This window comes from Pseudoxanthomonas sp. 22568, assembly GCF_052044485.1.
GTDB classification, from domain to species: Bacteria; Pseudomonadota; Gammaproteobacteria; order Xanthomonadales; family Xanthomonadaceae; genus Pseudoxanthomonas_A; species Pseudoxanthomonas_A beigongshangi.
Genome location: NZ_JBQENC010000002.1, coordinates 134,122 through 158,539, shown reverse-complemented (window position 1 = coordinate 158,539; position 24,418 = coordinate 134,122). Strand labels below are relative to the sequence as shown.

22 protein-coding genes and 1 tRNA gene are annotated in these 24,418 nt (G+C 64.1%); 9 read left to right on the top strand and 14 right to left on the bottom strand.

Translation table 11 applies throughout. The features are described from left to right. Positions 1-85 precede the first annotated feature (85 nt). Positions 86-718 (top strand): uracil phosphoribosyltransferase, encoded by a 633-nt coding sequence (upp, locus tag ACTJI2_RS03120; protein ID WP_183643367.1) that lies wholly within the window; start codon positions 86-88, stop codon positions 716-718. A gap of 460 nt (positions 719-1,178) precedes the next feature. Here the strand turns inward: upp and ACTJI2_RS03115 are convergent, their stop codons facing one another. From ACTJI2_RS03115 to rsmD, 7 genes are all read right to left on the bottom strand, one after another. Then, complete coding sequence (locus tag ACTJI2_RS03115; protein ID WP_440841063.1) at positions 1,179-1,775, bottom strand: REP-associated tyrosine transposase; 597 nt, start codon at positions 1,773-1,775, stop codon at positions 1,179-1,181. A gap of 41 nt (positions 1,776-1,816) precedes the next feature. Continuing rightward, positions 1,817-2,707, bottom strand: coding sequence for an MBL fold metallo-hydrolase (locus tag ACTJI2_RS03110; protein ID WP_440841062.1), 891 nt, complete (start codon positions 2,705-2,707; stop codon positions 1,817-1,819). 107 nt (positions 2,708-2,814) lie between these two features. Continuing rightward, the gene (gene ggt, locus ACTJI2_RS03105; protein WP_440841060.1) at positions 2,815-4,581 is read right to left on the bottom strand and encodes a gamma-glutamyltransferase; all 1,767 of its coding nucleotides are present in this window, start codon (positions 4,579-4,581) and stop codon (positions 2,815-2,817) included. Positions 4,582-4,620: 39 nt separating this feature from the next. Further along, the gene (locus tag ACTJI2_RS03100) at positions 4,621-4,869 is read right to left on the bottom strand and encodes a YfhL family 4Fe-4S dicluster ferredoxin (protein WP_141453636.1); all 249 of its coding nucleotides are present in this window, start codon (positions 4,867-4,869) and stop codon (positions 4,621-4,623) included. An 84-nt stretch (positions 4,870-4,953) separates the two neighbouring features. After that, entirely contained in the window at positions 4,954-5,448 is a 495-nt protein-coding gene (locus ACTJI2_RS03095; protein ID WP_183643375.1) for a hypothetical protein, read from the bottom strand. Positions 5,449-5,505: 57 nt separating this feature from the next. Next, a complete protein-coding gene (coaD, locus tag ACTJI2_RS03090) occupies positions 5,506-6,003 on the bottom strand; it encodes a pantetheine-phosphate adenylyltransferase (protein WP_183643378.1) in 498 nt (165 codons plus the stop codon). After that, the gene (gene rsmD / locus ACTJI2_RS03085) at positions 6,000-6,650 is read right to left on the bottom strand and encodes a 16S rRNA (guanine(966)-N(2))-methyltransferase RsmD (RefSeq protein WP_440841059.1); all 651 of its coding nucleotides are present in this window, start codon (positions 6,648-6,650) and stop codon (positions 6,000-6,002) included. The genes coaD and rsmD overlap by 4 nt, the downstream gene beginning before the upstream one ends. On the opposite strand from rsmD, the gene ftsY reads away from it, so the two are divergent. The 4 genes from ftsY to ACTJI2_RS03065 all read left to right on the top strand — a co-directional run bounded on the left by ftsY (position 6,580) and on the right by ACTJI2_RS03065 (position 10,523). Further along, a complete protein-coding gene (ftsY, locus tag ACTJI2_RS03080) occupies positions 6,580-7,878 on the top strand; it encodes a signal recognition particle-docking protein FtsY (protein WP_440841058.1) in 1,299 nt (432 codons plus the stop codon). The two genes, rsmD and ftsY, sit on opposite strands and share 71 nt — an antisense overlap. Beyond that, entirely contained in the window at positions 7,875-9,125 is a 1,251-nt protein-coding gene (locus ACTJI2_RS03075) for a hypothetical protein (protein ID WP_440841056.1), read from the top strand. The genes ftsY and ACTJI2_RS03075 overlap by 4 nt, the downstream gene beginning before the upstream one ends. Beyond that, the gene (gene mutY, locus ACTJI2_RS03070; protein WP_440841055.1) at positions 9,122-10,174 is read left to right on the top strand and encodes an A/G-specific adenine glycosylase; all 1,053 of its coding nucleotides are present in this window, start codon (positions 9,122-9,124) and stop codon (positions 10,172-10,174) included. The genes ACTJI2_RS03075 and mutY overlap by 4 nt, the downstream gene beginning before the upstream one ends. A 79-nt stretch (positions 10,175-10,253) precedes the next feature. Then, positions 10,254-10,523, top strand: a complete 270-nt coding sequence (locus ACTJI2_RS03065; RefSeq protein ID WP_183643393.1) for an oxidative damage protection protein — start codon at positions 10,254-10,256, stop codon at positions 10,521-10,523. A gap of 50 nt (positions 10,524-10,573) precedes the next feature. On the opposite strand, the gene ACTJI2_RS03060 is transcribed toward ACTJI2_RS03065, so the two are convergent. Next, positions 10,574-11,023: a DUF6491 family protein gene (locus ACTJI2_RS03060; protein WP_183643396.1), complete on the bottom strand. Its 450-nt coding sequence runs from the start codon at positions 11,021-11,023 to the stop codon at positions 10,574-10,576. 182 nt (positions 11,024-11,205) lie between these two features. On the opposite strand from ACTJI2_RS03060, the gene ACTJI2_RS03055 reads away from it, so the two are divergent. Continuing rightward, positions 11,206-11,281 (top strand) — tRNA-Phe (locus ACTJI2_RS03055). A 206-nt stretch (positions 11,282-11,487) separates the two neighbouring features. Here ACTJI2_RS03055 and ACTJI2_RS03050 read toward each other — a convergent pair. The 3 genes from ACTJI2_RS03050 to ACTJI2_RS03040 all read right to left on the bottom strand — a co-directional run bounded on the left by ACTJI2_RS03050 (position 11,488) and on the right by ACTJI2_RS03040 (position 13,934). Then, on the bottom strand, positions 11,488-11,976 hold the full coding sequence (locus tag ACTJI2_RS03050; RefSeq protein WP_318288711.1) for a hypothetical protein: 489 nt from the start codon (positions 11,974-11,976) through the stop codon (positions 11,488-11,490). A gap of 180 nt (positions 11,977-12,156) precedes the next feature. Beyond that, the gene (locus ACTJI2_RS03045; protein WP_440841052.1) at positions 12,157-12,897 is read right to left on the bottom strand and encodes a hypothetical protein; all 741 of its coding nucleotides are present in this window, start codon (positions 12,895-12,897) and stop codon (positions 12,157-12,159) included. Between the two features lie 368 nt (positions 12,898-13,265). Next, on the bottom strand, positions 13,266-13,934 hold the full coding sequence (locus tag ACTJI2_RS03040) for a hypothetical protein (RefSeq protein WP_318288709.1): 669 nt from the start codon (positions 13,932-13,934) through the stop codon (positions 13,266-13,268). 610 nt (positions 13,935-14,544) lie between these two features. On the opposite strand from ACTJI2_RS03040, the gene ACTJI2_RS03035 reads away from it, so the two are divergent. Further along, on the top strand, positions 14,545-15,549 hold the full coding sequence (locus ACTJI2_RS03035; protein WP_440841050.1) for a serine hydrolase domain-containing protein: 1,005 nt from the start codon (positions 14,545-14,547) through the stop codon (positions 15,547-15,549). Positions 15,550-16,063: 514 nt separating this feature from the next. On the opposite strand, the gene ACTJI2_RS03030 is transcribed toward ACTJI2_RS03035, so the two are convergent. The 3 genes from ACTJI2_RS03030 to ACTJI2_RS03020 all read right to left on the bottom strand — a co-directional run bounded on the left by ACTJI2_RS03030 (position 16,064) and on the right by ACTJI2_RS03020 (position 21,499). After that, on the bottom strand, positions 16,064-16,633 hold the full coding sequence (locus ACTJI2_RS03030; RefSeq protein ID WP_440841049.1) for an RHS repeat-associated core domain-containing protein: 570 nt from the start codon (positions 16,631-16,633) through the stop codon (positions 16,064-16,066). Positions 16,634-16,817: 184 nt separating this feature from the next. Then, positions 16,818-17,165: a hypothetical protein gene (locus tag ACTJI2_RS03025; RefSeq protein ID WP_440841047.1), complete on the bottom strand. Its 348-nt coding sequence runs from the start codon at positions 17,163-17,165 to the stop codon at positions 16,818-16,820. Next, positions 17,162-21,499 (bottom strand): RHS repeat-associated core domain-containing protein, encoded by a 4,338-nt coding sequence (locus ACTJI2_RS03020; protein WP_440841045.1) that lies wholly within the window; start codon positions 21,497-21,499, stop codon positions 17,162-17,164. The genes ACTJI2_RS03025 and ACTJI2_RS03020 overlap by 4 nt, the downstream gene beginning before the upstream one ends. Positions 21,500-21,856: 357 nt before the next feature. Between ACTJI2_RS03020 and ACTJI2_RS03015 the strand changes: the two genes are divergently transcribed. Together ACTJI2_RS03015 and ACTJI2_RS03010 are read left to right on the top strand one after the other, a co-directional pair. Beyond that, the gene (locus ACTJI2_RS03015) at positions 21,857-22,333 is read left to right on the top strand and encodes an LEA type 2 family protein (protein ID WP_141453648.1); all 477 of its coding nucleotides are present in this window, start codon (positions 21,857-21,859) and stop codon (positions 22,331-22,333) included. 159 nt (positions 22,334-22,492) lie between these two features. Then, the gene (locus ACTJI2_RS03010; RefSeq protein WP_203322664.1) at positions 22,493-24,283 is read left to right on the top strand and encodes an acyl-CoA dehydrogenase C-terminal domain-containing protein; all 1,791 of its coding nucleotides are present in this window, start codon (positions 22,493-22,495) and stop codon (positions 24,281-24,283) included. Positions 24,284-24,418 lie beyond the last annotated feature (135 nt).

The window sequence follows — 24,418 nt, the reverse complement described above, 5'->3', positions numbered from 1 at the left end:
GGAAGCCGGCGCAAGCCGGCTTCTTTTTTGTGGGACGGGCGGGTTTGATGCAGACTTTCGCCACCCGTCATCGCCGCAGGCCGCCATGAAGACCGTCGAAGTCCGCCACCCCCTCGTCCAGCACAAGATCGGCCTGCTGCGCGACGCCTCGCTCAGTACCAAGGGCTTCCGCGAACTGGTGACCGAACTGGGCACCCTGCTGGCCTACGAGGCCACCGCGGATCTGGAAACCGAGGAAGCGACCATGCCGGGCTGGGCCGGACCGGTCCAGGTACGCAAGATCGCCGGCGCCAAGATCACCCTGGTGCCCATCCTGCGCGCCGGCCTGGGCATGCTGCCCGGCGTACTGGCGCTGATTCCCGCCGCCAAGGTCAGCGTGGTCGGCCTGCAGCGCGACGAGGAGACCCTGCAACCGGTGCCCTACTTCGAACGCCTGACCGGTCGCCTGGACGAGCGTGACGCGCTCATCCTGGATCCGATGCTGGCCACCGGCGGCACCCTCATCGCCACCATCGACATGCTCAAGCGCGCCGGCGCCAAACGCATCAAGGGCATCTTCCTGGTTGCCGCGCCCGAGGGGCTGGCCGCGCTGGAAGCGGCCCACCCCGACGTCGAGGTCTATACCGCCGCCATCGACAACCATCTGAACGACAAGGGTTACATCCTGCCTGGCCTAGGCGACGCCGGTGATCGGATCTTCGGCACCCGCGTGGGCTGAGCCGAAGCCCAGGCTGCGGCGGATTTTCCCGGATTTGCATCGTGCCCCGGATTTCCGGCACGTCCGGAGCGGAGCAAGCTCCGCTCTACAGCCCGCGTAGAGCCGAGCTTGCTCGGCTGCTCGAGATCTCCACCACGTCCGAAGCGGAGCAAGCTCCGCTCTACAACCCGCGTAGAGCCGAGCTTGCTCGGCTGCTCCGGATGCCTGGCACGTCCGAAGCGGAGCAAGCTCCGCTCTACAACCCGCGTAGAGCCGAGCTTGCTCGGCTGCTCAGGATGTCTGGCACGCCCGGAGCGGAGCAAGCTCCGCTCCACAACCCGCGTAGAGCCGAGCTTGCTCGGCTCCTCGAGATCTCCACCAAGCCCGAAGCGGAGCAAGCTCCGCTCTACAGCCCGTGTAGAGCCGAGCTTGCTCGGCTCCTCGAGATCTCCACCAAGCCCGAAGCGGAGCGAGCTCCGCTCTACGCGTCAACGGGCCATTCGCAATACCAGTGCGGATAGTGATCCAGTCGTTCCACCAAACCACGGCGCAATGGGTTGCGAACGATGTAGCGCGCCTGCGAACGCAAGTCTTCATGACTGCGCACCCGGTGATCATGGAAACCCGCCTGCCAGACAGGTCCCGCGCGCCCGACGATTTCGTTGACCGCGCGTGCACTGCGTGATTTGAATGCCTGCAGACATTGACTGATGGAGCCGTCACCAAGCTCGAACAACCAGTGCACATGATCGGGCATCACCACCCAGGCCAACGACCTGAGCCGCTCTTCGTCCTCGCAACGCTTCAATTCGCCTGCAATGCAATGCGCCGGCCGAGGCTCGCGGAACCAGGGCGTCCGGCTGGCCGTCACCACGGTGACGACGTAGTACGCGCCCTTCTCCGACCATCTTCCCTTGTTCAATGCTGGACTTGCCATGACCGAAGCATGGCGTGGTCGCCTCATCGCCGCCGTCGGAACAAGCTCCATCGACGTGTCGGATTCAAACGTTGCGCGTTGTAGCGGGATCCCTACGGATGACGTCAACCACGTAGAGCCGGGCTTGCCCGGCTCCTTCATGACCTGCTTCTCGCGCGAAGCGGAGCAAGCTCCGCTCTACGTCATGCGGCCAACGGGCGGGCGCGCAACTCCGGCAATTCGTGCGCCACACCGAACTTGCCGCGTTCGTCGCGAGTGACCTGGGCCAGCGCGCAGTCCGGATCGTGGGTGAAAAACAGGTGCACGTTGCGTGCGAGTTTGTCTTCCAGGAATACGCGCTTCTCGTCGATCAGCAATTCCGCGTTGCGGTCGTAGCCCATCGTGATCGGCACGTGCACCCACGAGCGTCCCGGGATGAGGTCCGCGCAGAACACGACGCCGCCATGCGGAACGCCCTCCACCCGTTCCGGCCCCACGATCTCGGCCAGCATCAGCCCCGGCGTGTGGCCGTCGCTGAAACTGAAGCGCACGCTGTCGCCCAGTGCGCGCGAATGTTCGCCGTCCACGAGCTCGAGCCGGCCGCTGGCCTCCAGCAATCCCTGCAACTCGGGAATGAAGCTCGCGCGATCGCGCGGATGCGGCTTCAGCGCCCGCTGCCAGTGCGCCTTGCCGACCACGAAGGTGGCGTTGGGAAACAACAGTTCCGGTGCCTGGCCTTCGCTCCACGGCGCCAACAGTCCACCGGCGTGGTCGAAATGCAGATGGCTCAGCACCACCACGTCGATGTCGTCGTGGCCGAAGCCGGCTTCGCGCAGCGAGTCCAGCAGGACATGCCGCTCCTCCTGTACGCCGAAACGCTCGCGCATCTTCGGATCGAAGAACGCGCCGATGCCGGTTTCGAACAACACCGTCTTGCCATTGAGCGGACTCGCTAGCAGCGCGCGGCAGGCCAGCGGCACCCGGTTCTGTTCGTCGGGCGCCAGCCATTTGGACCACATCGCGCGCGGCGCGTTGCCGAACATCGCGCCGCCGTCGAGCTTCTGGGAATTGCCGAGAATGGACCAGAGTTTCATGGCACCGATTGTACGCCGGTGCGCGTGTAGAGCCGAGCTTGCTCGGCTGGGTGGTCTCCAGCCCGCCCAGCAGCGGAGCAAGCTCCGCTCTACGGACGGGATCCTTCTCAGCGCGTGGAGGCTTCGCCCGGTTCGACTTCCGCCTTGCCCACCGGATTGCGTGGATCCGCGCCACCGGTGAGGGTGTTGGCCTTGCGATCCCACAGCACGGTCTGCAAGTTGCCCCAGACGTGGCTGGAACCGCGACCGCCGGCGGCGGTGTCGCCGGGCAGATCGACCTGGTGGCCCATTGCCCGCAGTGCCTCGGCCACCTGCGGGCTGAACGCGCCGCTTTCGGCGGAAATCACGTCCGGCAGCCATTGGTGATGGAAGCGCGGCAGCGCGGCGACCTGTTGCGCGCCCAGCCCCTGGTCGTAGCCGAGCATGCCCAGCAGGACCATTGTGATGATGCGGCTGCCGCCGGGCGTGCCCAGCACGGCGATGCGATCCGGCGACTCCATGAAACTGGGCGTCATCGAACTGAGCATGCGCTTGCCCGGCTTGGGCGCGTTGGCATCGAAGCCCATCACGCCGAAGGCATTCGGCGTGCCGGGCTTGAGCGCGAAATCGTCCATCTCGTTGTTGAGCAGCACGCCGGTGCCGGGCGGAATCAGGCCCGAGCCGAACAGCAGGTTGACCGTCTGGGTGGCCGCGACCCGGTTGCCCTCGGCGTCGATGATCGAGAAATGGGTGGTTTCCTCGTCTTCCAGTGGCGTGGGTTGGCCCGAAAACAGGTTGCTCGGCGTGGCCTTGTCCGGATTGATGGTCGCGCGCAGACCGGCGGCGTAGTCGCGGCTGGTCAGCGTCTTCAACGGAATCTCGACGAAATCGGGATCGCCCAGGTAGAAGGTGCGATCGCGGAAGGCACGGCGCATCGCCTCCACCGTCAGGTGGGTGCGGTGCGTTTCATCGAGCTTCGCCAGGTCCCAGCCTTCCAGGATCTGCAGCATCTGCGCCACCGCCACGCCACCGGAGGATGGCGGTGGCGCGGTGGTGATCTGCCAGTCGCGATACTTGAACTTCAGCGGTTCGCGCTCGCGCACCTGGTAGGCGGCCAGTTCGCCGGCGGTCCAGCGACCGCCTTCGGCCTTCACGCCCTTGATCAGCTTGCCCGCGATCTCGCCCTTGTAGAAACCGTCGTGGCCGCGCTCGGCCAGCAATTGCAGCGTGCGGGCCAGGTCGGGCTGCTTGAGGATTTCGCCTTCCTTGGGCGGATCACCATCGGCCAGGAACACCGCGCGGGTACCCGGGAAACGTTCCATCACCTCGCGGCGCGAGGCATAGCCACGCGCCAGCCGGCCATAGACAGGAAAGCCATCGCTGGCGATGCGGATGGCGGGGCCGAGCGAGGTCTCAAGCGGCAGCTTGCCGTAGTTCTTCGCCAGGTGGACCAGCGCGGCGGGCAGGCCGGGAATGCCGGCGGCCCAGGGACCGTTCTCGGCGCGATCGCGATTGAACTCGCCGTTCGCCAGCAGATAGGCCTCCGGCGTGGCGGCGGCCGGCGCGGTCTCGCGCGCATCGACGAACACGTCCTTGCCGGTCCGCGCATCGTGCAGCAGGAAGAAGCCGCCACCGCCGATGCCCGAGCTGATCGGTTCGACCACGGACAGCACCGACGATACCGCGACCGCCGCGTCGAAGGCGTTGCCGCCGGCGTGCAGGATTTCGAAGCCGGCTTCAGTCGCCAGCGCATGCGCGCTGGCAATGGCCGATCCGGGCGGATGGGTCGCCGCGTTGGCGACGCGCTGGCCGGCGTCGCCGGCATCGGCGGCATGCAGCGCGGGAACGAAAAGGGAAAGCGCAAACAGTAGCGCGGTGACTCGACGTGCTTTCACGACATCTCCTGACGGGTACCTGTTGGCGGCCCTCCCGCGTCAGCCGCCTTGCAGCCGGCGCAACTTGGCCAGCAGCTGCTCCTGGGTCTCAGGATACGCCGGATCGGGGTCGATGCACTCCACCGGGCAGACGACGACACATTGCGGTTCGTCATGATGGCCGACGCACTCGGTGCAGCGCGCCGGATCGATCACGTAGATCGTCTCGCCCATCGAGATGGCCTGGTTGGGACAGGCGGGCTCGCAGACATCGCAGTTGACGCAGAGTTCGTTGATCTTGAGTGACATTGCGGGGGACTTCTCGATTCCGGGAGCCCCGCTTTCGCGGGGGCGCGATGCCCCCGCAAAGGCGTGGNCCACGCGCGGAGCCTGTTACTTGGCTTCGACGAAGACGTAGTCCACGCCGGCCGGGGCCACGGCCGCCTTGACGCGCTCGCCGTCGGCGGCTTCGCCGATGAAGACCACGCGCACGCCCTTCATGGTGTCGGGTTCGACGCCCTGGAACGAAGCGACCACCAGATCCGCCATGCGGGTGGAAGCGGAGGAACCGAACGCCAGCAGGTTGCCGCCGACGATGCCGCGCGCGATCGCGTTCTTGGCCTGTTCCAGCGAACGATCGTACTTGGCCTGGAACTCCGGATCCGATTCCGGCGGGAGGTAGTACAGGAACGGGGTGTTGGTGATGGTGCCCATGTTGCGGGTCACCACCTCGGACAGATAGGTGCGCCAGCCGGCGTCATCGTCCTTGGCGGGAACGACCAGCGGTGCCTCGGCGGCCTCGACCGGCTTGGCCTCTTCCTTCTTGCACGCGGCGAACGGCACGACCAGGCAGGCAATCAGCAGCAGTCGTGTGGCGATGTTGGTCATGGTTCTGTCCCCTCAATAAGTCGATGTAGGAAGGATCGTGCCACAAAAGCACGCGGTTCAGGTGCGCCGCCACTGGGCCTTCATGGCGGCGGCCACGTCGGCGGTGACGAAACCGGACACATCCCCGCCCAGACGCGAGATTTCGCGCACCAGCGAGGACGAGATGAAGCCGTACTGCTCGGCGGGGGTGAGGAACAGGGTTTCCACCTCGGGAATCAGATGGCGGTTCATGCTGGCCAGCTGGAATTCGTATTCGAAGTCCGAGACCGCGCGCAGGCCGCGCAACAGCACGCCGCCGCCGATTTCCTTGACGAAGTGGGCAAGCAATCCATCGAATCCGCGCACTTCCACATGCGGATGGTGGGCCACCGCCTTGCGGGCCAGTTCCACCCTCAGCTCCAGCGGCAACGCCGGCCCCTTCCCGGGGCTTTCCGCCACGCCGATGATCAGGCGCTCGAACAGCGGCGCGGCGCGATCGATCAGGTCGATGTGCCCGTTGGTGATCGGGTCGAACGTGCCGGGATAAACCGCGGTACGGGTACGGGACACGCTCATTCGGAATCGGGTCGATGGGAGTCGCCGCGCAGTGTAGCAGCGCCCTGCCCGCCGGGAACCCGATAGAGCGCGTAGCGGACGTCGCGGGTCTGGCCATCGCGGTGCGGTCGCCAGTCCGGCGGTACCGCGAGTGCCTGTTCCCGCGGGGATTCCACGTATACCCAGGCGTCACCGGAAAGGTGCCGCGGCAGTGCCCGCAACGCAGCGTCCCACAGGCCATCGGCGAAGGGCGGATCCAGGAACACGATGTCGAACGGCTCTCCGGGCGCGTTCGCCAGCCACGCCAGGGCGTCGGCGCCCTCCACCCGCACCTGCGACGCGGCCCCCAGCCGCTCCACCGCCTGCCGCAACGCCTCGGCCAGGCCGGCGTCACGCTCGACCAGCACCGCCTGCGCCGCACCTCGCGAAACCGCTTCCAGCCCGAGCGCGCCGCTGCCGGCGAACGCATCCAGCACGCGGGCGCCGGCGAGTTTCGGCATCAGCCAGTTGAACAGGGTCTCGCGGACGCGATCGGAAGACGGACGCAGCCCGGGCCGATCCGGCACCGCCAGGCGGGTATTGCGCCAGCGTCCGCCGATGATGCGGACGCTGCCGGCCGGGGGCGCGGCGCGTGGACCGCGCGCGGGCGGCGTGCGGCCGGGTTTCATCGGGGCGGAAAGGGGGCGGGTGATACCATGGCGCCCATTCTCCGCGATTGCCCGTGTCATGGTCAGCTGGTTCCGACGCAAGAAGCCTGACGCGCCCGCGAGCCTGCCCGAGACGCAGCGCCCGGCGCCCCAAAATCCCGTTTCCGACACTTCCCACCCCGTTTCGCAGGACGATGCCGCCGCATCGCCCGCACCGGCCGTGTTCGAGGCACCCGTGCCGGCTTCCGCCCCGACGGTCGTCGCCCCCGCCGCTACCGTCGCATCCGGAACCGAGCCGCCCGCCGCCCCCGCTGCCCCCGCCGCCCCCGCCGGCAAGCCGGGCTGGCGCGAGCGCCTGCGCAACACCAGCTTTGCCCGTGGCCTGGGCGGCCTGTTCTCGCGCAACCCGCGCCTGGACGACGACCTGCTGGATGAAATCGAGACCGCGCTGCTGACCGCCGACGTCGGCGTGCCCGCCACCACCGCGCTGGTCGAGGGCCTGCGCAAGCGCATGAAGGCGCGCGAGTTCGCCGACGCCCGCGCACTGCTGGCCGCGCTGCGGACGGACCTGATCGCGATGCTGGCGCCGGTGGCCAAACCGCTGGAGATCCCGCGGAACATTCGGCCCTTCGTGTTGCTCACGGTCGGCGTCAACGGCGTCGGCAAGACCACCACCATCGGCAAGCTGGCGCGCCGCTTCAAGGACGAAGGCCGCAACCTGATGCTGGCCGCCGGCGATACCTTCCGCGCCGCCGCTGTGGCGCAGTTGCAGACCTGGGGCGAACGCAACGGCGTGCCGGTGGTGGCGCAGGGACAGAACGCGGACGCGGCCTCGGTCGCGTTCGACGCCCTGCAGGCCGCGCAGGCGCGCGGTACCGAAGTGCTGATCGCCGATACCGCCGGACGCCTGCACACCCAGCAGGGCCTGATGGCGGAACTGGGCAAGATCAAGCGCGTGCTGCAGAAACTGGATCCGGCCGCGCCGCACGAAGTGCTGCTGGTCATCGACGGCACCACCGGCCAGAACGCGCTGTCGCAGCTGCGCCAGTTCCACGCCGCGGTGAACATCACCGGGCTGGTGGTGACCAAGCTGGACGGCACCGCCAAGGGAGGCGTGGTGTTCGCGCTCGCACGCGAGTTCGGCATCCCGATCCGGTTCGCCGGCATCGGCGAACGTTCCGAGGATCTGCGGGTGTTCGACGCCGAAGCCTTCGTTGACGCGCTGCTGCCGGAAACGCTGGGCGCGTGAGCCGGCGCCGCAGGCTGGCGCTGCTGTCGCTGGCGGTCCTGCTGCTCGCAGGCATCGGCCTGCTGCACTGGCTGTTGCAACCGCAGCGGCTGGCGCCGGCGCTGCTGGGCATGGCCGGCAATGCGCTGGGCCTGGAAATTTCCGCATCCGGCGTTGGCGAATACCGCCTGCGTGGCACGCCGCAGTTGATCGTCCGCGGCGTGACCGTGCGGGAACCGGGCGCCGCCACGCCCCTGCTGACCGCGGACCGCGTCTTCATCTCGGTGCCCTGGTCAACGCTGCGCGCGCGTGGCCGCGAGCTGACCGCGGTGCGGCTGGAGCTGGACGCGCCGGTCCTCGATCTGGCTGCGCTGCAGTCATGGCTGTCGCGACGCCCTGCGGGTGAGACGCGCATCCCCACGCTCACCGATGGCGTACGCGTCGACGGCGGTCGGATCCGCGGCGATGACTGGTCGCTAGAACGCATCGACCTGCGCATTCCCCGCCTGGAAGCCGGACAGCCCCTGCGCGGCCAGGTGCAGGCGCACTATCGGGGCGGCGAACTGCAAGCACCGCTGGATCTGGCCTTCCATCTGCGCCGGCTGGGCGAGGATGGCGGACTGGGCGTCGCCGGGCAGGCCACGCCGGCGGGCAAGGATTGGCGGCTGCCGGCCAGGCTGCGCCTGTCCGCCTACCTGCGCCAGGCCGAATCGCGCCTGGAACGCGCCGTGCTCGGCGCCAGCGCGCACTACCTCGCGGGCGCGACCCGGCAGTCGTTCGCGCTCGGCGTGGCCGGACCACTGGAGTTCGCCGATGGTCTGCGCCTGCGCCCGGCCGCGTTCGCCCTGCGCGGGCAAGGGGCCATGCCCTCGCTGGACGCCGCCGGTGAACTCGGCCTGGAAGACGGCCTGCTGCTCGACTGGCGCGGACGATTGGCGGGCTGGCCGGACGCATGGCCGGCGTTGCCGCCGCCGCTGGGACGCTCGACCTCCGCGCTTCCCTTCGCGCTGGCCTATCGCGGCACCACCGACCTGGCGGACATCGCGCACCTGCGCCTGCAACGCGAAGACGCCCGCTTCGACGCCCGCTTCCGGCTGTTCGAAGTCATGGACTGGCTGCATGCGCTGCAGGCCGGTGGTGGCTCGCCGCTGCCGCCGCTGAGCGGCCGCTTCACCGCCCCCCGCCTGGAAGTGTCCGGCGCCACCCTGGAGGGCGTGGATCTGCAGCTGGACGATCCGGCCCTGCCCGCCCCCGAATCCGCGCCATGACCAGCACCACCGAAGACCGTTTCGCCGACCACCTGCTGGCCTGGTTCGACCAGTCCGGCCGCCACGACCTGCCCTGGTTGCATCCACGGACGCCCTACCGCGTATGGCTGTCGGAAATCATGCTCCAGCAAACCCAGGTGAAGACGGTGATTCCCTACTTCGCCCGCTTCCTGGAAGCCTTTCCGACCCTGAAGGATCTGGGCACCGCCACGCTCGATGAAGTGCTGGCGCAGTGGTCCGGCCTGGGCTACTACGCCCGCGCCCGCAACCTGCACGCGGCCGCGCGCATCTGTGTGGAGCAGCACGGCGGCGACCTGCCGCGCGATTTCGACGCCCTGCTCGCGCTGCCCGGCATCGGCCGCAGCACCGCCGGCGCGATCCTCTCGCAGGCCTGGGGCGACCGCTTCCCGATCCTGGACGGCAACGTCAAACGCGTGCTCTCGCGCTACCACGGCGTCACCGGCTGGCCGGGGACCCCCGCGGTGGAAAAGCAGCTGTGGCAATTCGCCGCCGCCCATCTGCCGGCAGGCCGCATGGCCGACTACACCCAGGCACAGATGGATCTGGGCGCCACCCTGTGCACGCGCCACGATCCCGCCTGCATGCTCTGCCCGGTGCACGTGGACTGCGTGGCACTGCGCGACGGACAGGTCGACGAACTGCCGACCTCCAAACCCGGCAAGCCGCTGCCCGAACGCATCGCGATCATGCTGCTGGCCGAAAACGACGACGGCCAGGTATTGCTGCAACGGCGCCCCCCGACCGGCATCTGGGCTTCGCTGTGGTCACTGCCCGAGGCCGACGATCACGATGCAGCGCGGCACTGGTTCGATGCCCATCTGCAGGGCGACTACGACCGCGCCGAGGCTCTGCCGGAACTGCCGCATGTGTTCAGCCACTATCGCCTGCGCATGCATCCGCTGCGCTGGCGCGGACTCGCACCACGGGCGCCGGTACGCGACGGTGCCGATCTGCGCTGGGTGGCACGTGACGAATTGGCCCGGATCGGCCTGCCGGCACCGATCCGCAAGCTGCTGACCACGGTCTGAACCCGCGTTCCGACCGTCATTACGGCGGGAACCGGCTATCCTGTCGCCCACGACGACGAAGATACATCCACACACCTACATGGCACGCACCGTTTACTGCGAATACGAAAAGCGCGAAACCGAGGGCCTGGATTTCGTGCCCTACCCCGGCGAACTCGGCAAGCGCGTGTTCGCCCACATCGGCAAGGCGGCCTGGGCGGCCTGGCTCGCCCACCAGACCATGCTGATCAACGAGAACCGGTTGTCGCCGCGCGACCCGAAACACCGCGCCTTCCTGGAAGCGGAACTGGAGAAGTTCCTGTTCGGCGGCGGCGCCGACAAACCGGCCGGCTACGTGCCGGAAGCATGAAAAAAGGCGGGGATATCCCCGCCTTTTTCGTGGACCGGACCAATGGCCGACTAGTTGGCCGGCTCGCCTTCCTGGCGCGCCTCGATCTTCGCCTCGCGCATTTCCTTCTCTGCCGCCTTCAGCGACTTCAGGTCCAGCGGGCTGATGGTCTTGATCCGGCAGGACATCCGCATCATCCCGCTGCCACCGCCCAGCGGGCGCACGCGGTCGAAGTTGGTCACCCGCCCCATCATGCTGCTGATGCTGATGGCCGGCGCGAACTCCAGATCCGGACAGGGGCCGGCCAGATCCAGCAGGTAGGCTTCATTGGGTTTGGTCCAGACGGCCAGCGCGGAATCACCCAGCGGCTGCCAGCCGTTGAGGCTGCCGAAATAACTGAAATCCTTGACCGGCGCGGCGGCATGCTCGCGGTACAGGGCAAGGCGTTCGGTGGAACTCATCTTGGTGGTGGCGCACGCGCTGAGCGCGGCCAGGGCACACAGCAGGAACAGACGTTTCATGGCGTAACTCCCGGTCGGGTCGACGTTTTTTCTCTTCCCGGCAGCATCATGCACCAGCCGCCGACCGCCGGCGCGGGCGCGTCCCTGGCACGTTCAGCCATCGTCCGGCTTGCCAGTCCGCCCGCCCTTCCCGTATTATGCGCGGCTCGCACCGGCCACGTAGCCGCAAAGCGATAAAACCTGGCCGGGTAGCTCAGTTGGTAGAGCAAGGGATTGAAAATCCCTGTGTCGGGGGTTCGATTCCCTCCCCGGCCACCATTTCAGGGGCCTGCAGAAATGCAGGCCCTTTTTCTTTGGTCGCGGCATGGCTTTGGTTGCCATAGGAAAATTCCTTGCCTCTGCCCAAACAGACACCCTGTTTCGGTGCCCCACCTTCGACATTCGGTCATCGCGGCGCGTCTGACCGCGCTTGAACCACGGAGCATGGCCATGTGACGTTGCCGAGGTAGCCTCTGGCGCCAAGCCTATGCTTCGCCCCACCTATCTACTTTGTGTGGGACTGGACCCAATCCCACTAAAGGAAGTCCACGAGGAGAGGCGGATGGGTTCCATTGCAGACCTTGCCTACCCCTCGTGTGGAGGCCCAGTCCCACCCTATCAGTGGGGTTTGGGGCCACCAAGGGGTCGTCGGATTCCGGCCCCGAGAGGACTTTGGAGAGGGCACCGCCCGCGGACTCTTCTTCAGGCTGGTCCCAGCCACGGTCCAACTTCATGGCGTACCGGACCGTCTTGTCCGCGTACTTTACGAACCGGACGTACATCTTGGCGATGAGATGTTCCTGGTGCTCCAGGTTGGAGAAGTCGAACGGCTCCTCCATGCCATCGCCGATTTCGATTGCCACCACCCATGCCTCTTGGATGAGGTCATCTGCCTCCATTTCGCCCTGGGTTGCATAAGCAATCCTACGGAGGTCGCCGCGTCTTGCTTCTACGAAAGCATCGAACTGATGCATCCACCGCTTGCTCTTCGACAAGAAGGTACGCGGAGCATATTCGTCATCTGGTTGGTTAGTGATCTAGCAAGTTGCTAGATTGATCAGCAGATCACGCTAGAAACGGATCTGCGTCACTTGGCTAGCAGCGAGCCGCGCTCTAGAGAACGGCCGGCCTCCACTAAAGCAGAACGACCGCGACTAGAAACGCCGCTGGCCTTTTCCGAAGTTCCCGATATCGCACTGACCAGAGAACTTCGTTCCGCCTTCGATGATGATTTGCCCCGAATTCCGGTTCACGGTCACGCGCGGCTTGTTCATACCATTCAAACGGTAGCCCGCCGTAATCCGGTCTTCGCCAACTTGCAGGTTGTCCAGTTCCCACCAGCCATGGTCGCCCCCCGAATTAATCGGAGGCACAAGTCCTTGTCCCAAGTGGATTCGACCATGGTCGCCATACAGTTCGATTTGAACGTCGCTATTGAAGCCTTGCGCGCTGCTGACCACCGAATTCCCTTCCTTCCACTTGTTGTCCTTGTGGTCCCAGCTATAGGTTTGCTCTGTCTTGGCGACGGGCCGGGTTCCCGCCCCGTAGCAGACCAGAACCAGGGAGTTCGGGTCCTGTTGGGCGGATACATCTGCCGGCTCTGCCGACCCTGTACCTCCGCAGTTCGCACCTGGAACCGCTTGAATGGAGGCATAGCGTCCTTCGGAGGTGGATACCGAGATGCACTGGCTGCGCTTCGCGCTCCACCAGAAAGTAAAACGCTGGTCACGCACAGTACTCGAATCACGCAGCTCATAGCCGCGGGACAGCAGTTGGGTCTCACCGCCGGCAGCTCGAGCTCCTACCAGGTCCGCCACGTCCGGGGGTGCAGTCTGCGCGAGTGCCGAGAAAGGCATGGTGGCAACAAGACACACTGCAAGCAGGCTGACGCGCATGATTAATCCCTCCGGTTGGATAGTAGGCCGTACAGCGTGACAGGATGATATCGAGTTCGCCCAGACACAACACTTCGCAAGATGGTTCTGGCGTCACAGATTGGTGCTGGAGGCAGTGGTGCCTTGCTGGCGGCCATCGGCCGACGAGTGCATTGGCCAAACGTGGCACTGATCCTAGGGACTAGTGGGGCGTCCTGCTCGCCTTCCGTGACCTCCAGCCAGCTATGGCCAGCCAACTCTGATCGGACGCAGGGTGACCGGGAGCACTGGATCGCTCTGCTTTAGAAACCCTCGGAAGGCCTGATTTCCTTTGATCGTTTATCAGCCATCCGGGAACTCCCCGCGCGCGTCCACGCGGGGTGAAGGACTCAATTCAGGACTAGCACTGCGCCGATAGTCAGGTTGATGATGCCGCCCAGCACCAGCACCCCAAGCGCCGATAGCCCACTGCTCCACCAGTTTGCCCGCAGAGTGTCGCGCAGCCAGCGCGCCTGCACGCACAGGTACCAGACCGCCGCAACGGCAGCCAACGCCCAGCCGATCCGGGTGGACGTCACGCCCGGCTTGATTACCAATTGCATCGCCATCGACACGGTTATGGCGAAGGGCGCCGCCAGGTAGCACTGCGCGTAGAACGGACGCCGCAGGCTTTCGCGGTCCAGTCGCTGCCCACGCCGCCGCTGGCAGTGGATGGCCATCAGCAAGGGCCACAGTGCGAAAGTCAGGGTGCGGAACAGCAACAGGCCCTGTTCGTTGCCCACTACCTGGCGGGACAGTTCGCTAGTCGCCTGCACTCGCTGATGCAGAATGAGTTCGAGCACATGCGCGGCCAGGATGGCCAGCATCAGGAACAGCGGCGGACTCAGTGCGTCGTCGAACTGCTTCTCCAGCTTGTCCCTCAACTCGGTCTCCGCGTAGCGCGCCATCCGTTGCGGGTGGCGCGCCACCCTCCACAGCGTGAGCGGGAAGAACACCAGCCAGGCGATTACCTCGTAGAGGAACTCTTCCAGCGATTTGAGCAGCTTGAGGAAATCCATCCGCGTCTCTTCCTTAGCGAACGTCTGCCGACCGTCCGCTTCGTCGTGGTGCGTGCCGGGATGGTCCGCGGGTGCCGCCGACGATGCGGGAAGCGTAGCCGGTCGCCACGCGGATGCCCAGCGGATTCCCGGACCTGGCCAGTGTCCGTCATCCCGGTTCGCCGCACGCGAGTACCGGTCGGGTGTCGGCTGTGCGACTTTCGCCCTGGCTGGTCAGCCCGCCTCGTCGGAGGAGATGACAGCTCCCATGATGTCAACCACGAGCGACGACATGCATTCGGTATCCAGCATGAAACTGCGGCCCGAACCCAGGCGACGGATGGGCGGCACGCGGCCTACGTGCTGACCCGCTCCAGCGACACCAACTCACGCCAGTTGGAGAAGTTGTGGTCGCCGTCGCCGGAGTACCGGACATTGATTTTCCGGTCCTTCGGGTAGCCGAAGCCTCCTTTGCCGCTCTACCATCGCCGACTACGGAACCAACAGCACACCGCCGATGCAGAACGATCCGACACGACGCCACTTGTGTACCGCGCTGCTCGCCGCAGGTGCCGGACTTATCGTGCCTGGTGCCCGTGGAGGCGGCCGACAACCGGAGAACTGCAAATCCTTGGCCCTCCTTCTCGAGGCCGAGCGCCAGCCGGGAATGGCCGCGGTCGTGGTGGACCGGGGGCGGATAACCGAAATGGCCACGGCAGGACTGCGCAACGATGCCAGCGGTGCGCGGGTCGAGCGCAACACGGTGTTCGAAATAGGTTCCATCACCAAGGTATTTACTGCCCTGCTGGTATTCCGGCTTCGGCGTCGTGGGCTGCTTGATATACAGGCTCCCATCGGCCGCTACGTGGATGCCCTGCCGACGGCATGGGAGCCGATTTCCCTGTCCCGGCTGCTCAGCCATACGTCCGGCGTCCCGAACTACCTCAACGAGGGAAACTTTCTCGAATTGATGCCGACGGATCCCACGCCCAGGGAATTATTGGCGATGGTCGCGCAGGCGCCTCTGGACTTTGCACCGGGAACCCGACACGCCTATTCCAACACCAACTACATCCTGCTCGGGCTCGCCATTGAGCGGGTGACTGGCGCGGACTACTGGCAGTTCCTGCGGGACGAAATCCTGGACCCGTTGGATATGCGCGACGCCGGACCGCGTCGCGCCGACGACCGTCGCATCATTGCCCAAGGACACCTCTACCAGGATGGCCGCTGGCTCGACCCGCCCACCACCGCCCCCGGCTCTGCCTGGGCCGCCGGAGGGCTGCTCGCCAGCATCGACGACATGACTCGTTTCGCCGTCGCACTGGACCAAGGCGAGCTATTGCCCGACGACCTTCTGCGCGAGATGTGGCGCAACACGCCGCTTGCCGACGGTACTACGGCCGGCTGGGGCGCTGGCTGGGAATTGGCTGACGGCGGCCAGGTGGTGGGGCATGGCGGGGGAACGGCTGGCTTCACGGGATACCTGCGTCACGTCCCCGCCCTGCGGCGAACTGTCGTGGTGCTCATCAATCGTGCCGGAGATATCGGCCCGCAGGGCATCGCCGAGCGGCTGGACCTGGGTTCGCGCCCATGCAAAGGCAAGATCGACGGGCCGACTACAGGCAACATGTGACGCAAAGAACAGGCGGCGGCCAGGTGCCACCCTTACCGATCCTACTACCCGCCATCAAGCCCTACCATGCCCCAGAAAACGATGATCAGAATCGCAAGAATCAAGACGAATATCTGATAAAAGAAAATCCTCCGAGCCCTTCTTCCAAGCCTGACGTCAGCTGAGATTCGATACGCCTCCTTAAAGGCATACTTCACTGGATTTAGCTCAACAAACGGGGCTACGACTGCGATAAGCCAATGTTCCACCAGATCCGTCCTGTGGCACGTTATTCACTGAAAAACGAAACCCAAGCAGCCAACACAAGCAATGAACATCGACTGCTTTTTATCTGCGCCCCAGCCAATCGAAACAAAACAAAGTTATTTTTCCAGACACAAAGAACCAGATAAAACAAGAAGGCAAAGCCAACCACGAATAAGCCGCCGGAAATCCCCACAGTACAAACACTCCAGAGAAGAAAATTGACAAGAAAATTGTTGAAACAAATATTTTTTTAACATATTAATACTCCCTATTCTGGAAAGAGGGGCGAAATACCAGCTCCTGAAACAAAGCACCTATCAGGCCCTTCCCTCTGCAAATAATCCGCCACCCCATCCTCATTGCAATCGAGCTCAGCGCACCCCATTTCTAACGGCTGCATGAGAGCGATGTATACGGAGACTCTGCCAGTGAGGCTTGAGGGGCACGGCACCAACTGACCAAATTTGTTCACAGTGGTAGAGCCGAACGAAAGCTTTCCAACAATGTAACCGGAGACCAATTTCTCCCCCCAATGAATGGGCGTTGTTGGCGTCCTTAGAATGATGGGCCCATACCTAGGATTGAATCTTGCAATTGGATTTTCGTCCACTAAACCAAGCAGATCAGTTCTTACAACGGGATTTGCCCCGGCATATAAATATGTATTTACCCCTCCCCTCAGCCCAATCGGGTCAGACTGCGTATACCGTCCCAAACGTGCGTCGTAATAGCGATTGATGTTGTACCAGAGGTTGGTTTCTGCATCGTAGTACTGCCCCGGGAAGCCCGGATTGAGTCCACCTATGCGTCCAGCGTCACCCGTCGCATGCCTGTTCATTCCTCTTGCGCAATACGCCGGGTGCCGAAGCCACTCATAATTTGACAGATAAAACTTCACTATTGGCTGCCGTTCTGATGAACAGGACAATGGAAGCCGTGGTTTATTCGGATTGCTACGCGCGCCCCTCAATGGTGCAGTTTGCCTTACCGTGAAAGCGAAAAATGTATACGCAGATGATCAATCAACCATTACCCCAGACAGGCCGTCTCAGAACAAGAAACATGGCCTCATAAATGAGATACACAACCCCCATGATTGCAAGATAGGCCCATCCACTTGCCAGATTTGGCCCACAATAATTACCAACAAGACATTCCCTTACAAGCATCACAATCCATACATCACTAAATAAAGAGCCAACTGATGCCAGGATCATAATTCCCGCTAAAGGCTTGTTCCTTGCGCGACAAAACCCCTTCTTAAAACCATTCCTTAGCTCATGGAAAACTCGCAGCGGCAACAACCCGACAGCAGCAAGACCAACAAATCCGAGGCCGTGAATGGTCCAGGCTAAAATCAGGCTACTCACGGGTGCTTCCTCACTTGTCTAAGCAAACTTCCCGGCCAAAAGGTTCCTGCCTCCACGTATGGAAATGAAGGCTGCCCATGCAGCACTGACGAAGACATAGCCGCGCACTGAAATTTTCCTGCTGACGGCATTAAAAAACTCTTTTCAATTATATCTTCCTCCTCTTTCTGCGAAGTATTTTTGCAAGTTGACTCAACCGTCTGACTCGCGTGAAATTCCTTGAATTTTTTGATGCTTGCAGCCTCTCCAGTAACAACCCCACCACTCCCACCTCCGTTCGATGCACCGAACGCCCCGGCTGGATCGTAGATCGCACCCCCACCAGTTCCATCGCCCCGTGATGTGAAAATTGCTGCATGGTCTCGGATACCTGCGGGCCCTACCGTTGTCAGGAGACATGTTTCCAATCCGAGCGAATCAATCGCCATAGTTGGATTTCCTCCGACATATGCATAAGTGTTTAAGCCGGCCCTGACGCCAATCGGATCAGACTGCGTATACCGCCCCAAACGTGCGTCGTAATAGCGATTGATGTTGTACCAGAGGTTGGTTTCTGCATCGTAGTACTGCCCCGGGAAGCCCAGGTTGAGTCCACCTATCGCGTCCAGGGTCACCCGTCGGTCGAAGGCGTGGTTGTCCGCGCGCCAGACCACGGCTCGCGCGCTGTTCGTCGCGAGTTCGGGGCGTCCAAGATGATCGGTATGCACGTGGTAGACCTGGGTGCCGCGCACCATCCCGACCAACTGGTCGCCAAACCACAGGTAGTTGGTCCAGACGCCGGTCCCGTCAGCCTGCTCGGCCAGCAACCGGCTGCCCGGTCCATACACGTATCGATGGCCACCTTGCCCGGGCGCGCGCTTGCGCACGCGTTCGTTGAAGGTGTTGTAGGCATAGGTTGCGGTACCGGCAGGCAGGCTGACGGTTGCGTGGTTGGGCTCGGCTGATCGGATGGATCTGTTCCTGGACACGCTGGTCATCCGATTGAAGGCATCGTAGGCGTAGGTGGCCGTTGAACCTCCCCATGCGTGGCTTGCGCGGTTTCCCAGTCGGTCATGCGTATAGGCATGCGACGTCATCGCGCCAATCCGGTTGCTGCCGCGCTCGAGGGTCAGTGCCTCATCGAAACTCCAGACGTGCCGCAACTTGTTGCCATTGGGGTCGTAGGAGAAGCGCTGGTTGCCCGCCGGTGAATCTATCTCGGTGAGCCGTTCCAGGCGGTCGTAGCGGAACCGCTGGCTCACACGGGGGTTGGCTGGATTGGCGATGCCCACAATGGCATCCGATACGTCGTAACTCATATCCAGTGCCTGCAGTGCACGGTTGCCATTCAGCGTGCGTATTCCGGTCAGGCGGCCATCGCCCGTCACCTGTCCCTGGTCATAGCCGAGTGTTCTTTTCAGGCCATTGCCATGATTCCATTCGGCCATCGGGCCAGGACCGCGATATCGCGCATCGGTGACGATGTGCTGCACTTTCCCGCCGATATTGAGCGTCATCGCCACCAGACGGCCACCCGAATAGCCATATCCCACCGCCATGCCATTGGGATAAACCACGGCATCCAGTCGGCCCATGCGGTCATGACGGTAGCGTGTCCGGTCATCCGAATCGAACCGGCCATTGGCGATCAATCGCTCGCGACGCGCGGCCACTTGGCCATCCACGGCATAGGAGAAATGAACACTGCTTTCGGGACTGTCTGCATTGCAGAGCCTGGCCTTGCCATGTGTGCACCAGTCATAACCGAACCGATGGATGCTCCCGCCTGCCGCTATCTGGCTGGTACGTCCGAGGGCGTCGTAACCGTAGGTCGTCACCGTACCGTCATTGCGGGTCATCCGGACACGTTGGCCGCTCGGGTTGTACTCGAACGTGCTGAGTCCGGTATCCGGGCTGCGCTGCGCCCACAACTGTCCCAAGCCGTCATGCACGTAGGTCGTCGCGTTCCGGTTGGGATCGACAATCCTGCTCAAGCGGCCGCCCCCGTCGTACTCGAAGCGCGTCCAGTGACCTGCCGCGTCTCGCACGGCGACGACCCGCCCCAGTACGTCATGTGCCAGCGTGGTGGTCCTCCCCAGCGCGTCGGTCATGGTCCGCAGCTTGCCGTTGGCGTCGTAGGCATAGCGGACAATCTGCCCATTGTTGCCCCGACGGGCGCGAATCCGCCCCAGTTCGTCATAGTCCGTATGCTCGCGAGCCAGCAACAGCGTGGAAGGGACGGCGGGCCTCGACGGCGGCAATGGTTCCGGCAGTTCGGGGCCGCAATCCAGCCGTCGGGGCCGACAGACAATCGTGATTGCCCGACCTGTCCCCTGTCTGGGCGCGTTGTATTCAATCCCGACGTCGGTACGGACGATATTGCCGGCGGCGTCGTGGACGTGCAGGCGATACTCCCTGGCGTTTCGGCCCAGCGCCCGGTATTCGGGATTCGCGGTGGGCCGGGAAACCTTGATGAGGCGATCGGACGAATCGTACTGATACGTCGTGTCCGTTCCTTCCGGATCCAGCGTCCGGATGAGACGGCCTCGCTGATCATACGTATGTTGGCTGATACGAATGATTCCGCCCGTGGTTTGCCTAACCGCAAGTACCCGCCCACGGGCGTCGTAGGTGTACTCGGTGACCTCTCCATTCACGCCGGTGATGCGGCCCGGCTTCCCCAACCCGTTGTGCGCTGCGTAGGTCGTCCGGTGTCCGAGGCTGTTGGCGATGCCGGTGAGGTTCCCGAATTGGTCGAACGTCCGCGTGATCGCATCACCCGCACCTGCCACGGGCCCGTCCTCCACCACCGTGTGCAACATGCGATTGGGGTGGAACGTATAGCCATATCGCGTGACCAGGGTCTGGCCGGCAATGCCATGCCTGGAGAGATTACGGACCGAGATCGACGCTATCAGGCCGTCCGGACGATACACGTAGTCGGTCTGGGATACTCCACTCACCACTACACGCGTGTTCCGGTTGTTGGCATCCCAGCTGTAGCGGGTCTCCTGTGCCAGTGGTGTTCCCGCACCGACGACCTTGCGGGTCAGGCGCCCTTTCTCGTCGTGGTCGTAGTCGGTGATTCCGTCCGCGGAATCGGTGACCAGATCGCGGTTCCCGTATTTGTCGTAGGTAATCTCGCGGTAGGTGCCAGGACAGTGCGCGGAAGGGTGTCCAGTGGCGGATAGCAGCTTGCCGTTCCTGAAGAGGTAAGTCGTCTTCTTGCCCAAGGGATTGGTCACCACCGACTTCAGTTGCCCTGCCCCTGGGAAGCTGTACGAGAACGTGTACTTTTCCGCACCATTGGCGTGCATCGAACTGGTGGCGCGGCTGTAGCTGTCATAGGTGAAGTTCGCAAAGCGCTCGCCATTGACCGATTTTCCGGTAAGGCCCGTTCCCGGTTGTTCATAGTGATAGCCGATCACCGTGGCGGGCGTTCCGGGCAACGTCGCGGTGCTCAGGAGCTGGACCTGGGCGGCCTTTCGCTGATAGCCGTAGCGGTACACGTTCCCTGCCGGATCGATGACGCTGGTCAGCAGTCCGTTGGACCAGCCGAATCGAACGACGCGGCCGGAGGTGTGTGTCGCGGTGGTCAGCAACCCGCCCACGTAGCCGAAGGTGATGCCGACACCACGCGAGTTCTTCTGGCTGGTGATCTGGCCGATGCTGTTGTACGTCTCGATGCTGTTGTCCGACGCGTGATAGATGTAGCCGCCGCGGCCGTCAGCGCGGATGTACGCGCTTGTTCCGGCCGCATGCCAACCTGCCATTGGCTTGTCGGCGTATGCAAAGCCAAGCATCGTGGCGTCGTTCCTGGACAGCGTGATCCGCTTGCCGTCGGCACTCCTGGACAACTGCAGATCAAAGTTGCTCACCCAGTTGTAGCCAAAAAGCCCCTTGTGGGTCCAATAGCGGTTGTAAGAGCGCTGCAGGTACAGCGGCACTTCTCCCGCCGTGGTGAAGTCATAGGCGAATTCGAGCAGGTTGCCATTGGAATAGTCGATCGGATCCCCCGCCAGGGTGACCGCTCCCTTGGCGGCTTCGTCGCAGGGGCCGGGAGACGCTTTTGCCTCGGCCTCGACAGGCTCTCCGGGCATCTGGGTTTCCGGGAGATCATCGCGCCTGTGGGGACCGGTTTGCCCACGGAACAGACTGTCGTAGATGTACCGATCGTAGATGGCTTCCCAGGCCGGAGGTCGTACTCCGCTTACGGAAATTGTTTCCAGGGTGTTGGGCGTGGGCGCCTCGGACTGGCAGCCGTTCGGTCCCTGCACGCCATTTGGACACCTGCTCCTGTCCGCCATCATGATGGCGCCCGCACCGGTCGACCACAGCGAGGCAAGCAGCAGCATCGACGCAATCCCCACACTTCGTATTGCACGCATTCCCTATCCCTCCATTGGACCTGCCGGGTGAGGCCATGCGCTTCCATGCGACAGGAGCCGGCTCGCAGGCAGGCACCGGGGGCGGGATACGAAAGGCCGAACAGACTTCGCTCGATCACCAGCAGCCCGACGATGGCGTCGCCAAGGGGCGTGAATGAATAGGATTCGTCTGAATCTGCCGCTTGCGGCGGAACGGGGCCCGGCTGTTCTTTCGCAACTTCCGCCATCCGCGGGTCAACCACGGAAAAGCGCGTACCCCTGTTCCCTTGGAAGCCCCGCCCCTCGACGCGTACTATCCGCATCTACTCGGCATGGAGTGACGGGATGATTCGGCGTGGTCTTTTGGCGGTGGTGTTCCTGGCGACGGCGTTGCTGGCCGCGTGCAGCGGCGGTCCGGTTCGGCGCGTGTCGGAACCGGCGGCCAGCATCCAGCAGTTGACGGTCAAGGCCAACGGCAGTTGGTCGGTGGACCTGCGCCTGCAGAACTACAGCAGCATCCCGATGCGTTTTGATCGGGTCAGCCTGGCGGTGGAAGTGGACGGTCATACCGCCGGCACCCTGGAAGCCAGCCCCGCGTTGTCGGTCGGGCCGGAGTCCGCGGACGTGGTCACGGTGCCATTCACGCCCAGTGCGGAAGCCAAGATGGTGCTGGCCGACGCGCTGGCTGGCCGGCGTTCGCTGCCCTACAGCCTGAAGGGCACGGCCAACGCCACGCCGGAGGAAGCCAAGCCGCGCGATTTCCAGATCACCGGCCGCAGCACCCTCAATCCGGTGCCCGGGCTGGACGGCGTCATGCGCTGATCCTCGCCTTCCGGTTTGCAGCAACGGCCCCGCATGGGGCCGTTGTCGTTTCCGGCCCCGCCCCTGGCAGCGGCATGCTGCGGCGCGCCATCCGCCACCGCCATACGCCGTAGTATGCTGAAGGCTTCCGGCCCCCGGGCCGCCGTCCCGACATCCCCCATGAGTGCCTATCGCGCCCCCCTGAATGACATCCGCTTCGCCCTTTACGACGTGCTGGGCGCCGAAGCCCTGTTCGCCCGGCTCGGCTACGCCGACGCCACCCGCGACGTCCTGGACGCGGTGCTGGAGGAAGCTGCCCGCTTTTCGGAAACCGTGCTGGCGCCGCTGAACAGCGTCGGCGACGAAATCGGCTCGACCTACGACCAGGCCACCCAGGCGGTGACCACGCCGCCTGGTTTCAAGGCTGCGTACGAGCAGTTCATCGAGGGCGGCTGGACCGGCCTGACCGCGTCGCCGGACTTCGGTGGGCAGGGCCTTCCGCACGTGATGGGCGTACCGCTCAACGAAATGGTCAATGCCGCCAACCTGGCCTGGGGCAATTTCCCGTTGCTGTCGCACGGCGCGGTCGAGGCGCTCAAGCAGCATGGCGAATCCTGGCAGCAGGAGGTCTTCCTCAAGCCGCTGGTGGAAGGCCGCTGGACCGGCACCATGTGCCTGACCGAACCCCATTGCGGCACTGATCTGGGTCTGCTGAAGACCCGCGCCGAACCCAACGCCGACGGCAGTTACGCGATCACCGGTACCAAGATCTTCATCACCGCCGGCGAACACGATCTAACTGACAACATCGTGCACCTCGTGCTGGCCAAACTGCCCGACGCACCGGCGGGCGCGAAGGGCATCTCGCTGTTCGTGACGCCGAAGTTCAAGGTCGATCGCGACGGCAAGGTTGGCGAGCGCAATGCGCTGCATTGCGGGTCCATCGAACACAAGATGGGCATCAAGGGTTCGGTTACCTGCGTGATGAACTTCGACGGTGCGCAGGGTTACCTGGTCGGCCAGCCACACAAGGGCCTGCAGGCGATGTTCACCATGATGAACACCGCGCGCCTGGGCGTCGGCCTGCAGGGCATCGCACTGAGCGAGCGCGCCTACCAGAACGCGCTGCGCTACTCGCGCGAGCGGTTGCAGACGCGCGCACTGAGCGGCCCGAAGTTTCCCGACAAGCCGGCCGATCCGATCATCGTCCATCCCGATGTGCGCCGCATGCTGCTGACGGTGAAGTCGCTGGTGGAAGGCAGCCGGCTGCTTGCGCTGCACGCCGGCACGCTGATCGACGTCGCCAGCCATTCGCCGGATCCGGCAGAGCGCGAACGCGCCGACACGCTGGTGAGTTTCCTGACCCCGATTTCCAAGGCCTGCCAGACCGAGTGGGGCATCGAGAACACCTACCACGCACTGCAGTGCTTCGGCGGCCACGGCTATATCCACGAACACGGCATGGAACAACTTGCGCGCGATGCGCGTATCACCACGCTGTATGAAGGCACCACCGGCATCCAGGCGCTGGATCTGATGGGGCGCAAGACCGCGTCCACCCAGGCGGCCGGACTGAAGATCTTCCTGGCCGAGATCGAGGCGTTCCTGCGCGAGCACGAAGGCAACGCGGCCATCGCCGAATTCATCGCGCCGCTTCGCGAAAAGACCAGCGAATGGGCCGTGCTGACCCGCGACATCCTGCAGCGCGCCAGCCAGGATCCGGAAGAGATCGGCGCCGCCAGCCATGACTACCTGTTCTATTCCGGCTACGTCACCCTGGCTTACTGGTGGGCGCGCAGCGTGGCGACCGCGGAAGCGTCGTCCCAGTCCGAGGCGTTCAAGCAATCCAAGCGGGAAACGGCGCGGTTCTATTTCGCCCGCATCCTGCCGCGTACCCTCGCCCACGCCGCCGCGATCGGCTCCGGTGCTTCGCCGCTGATGGCAATGGCCGCGGAACGGTTCGGCGAATGAGACTCGACAACGGCATTCCCACCCGGACCAAGGGTGGGAATGCCCGTGCATTCGCGGTGCCGGCGGCGGTTGCCGGTCGATAGCCACCGGCATTGCCAAAGCGGCGCTATCCAAATTGTCATCAATCAGGTATAA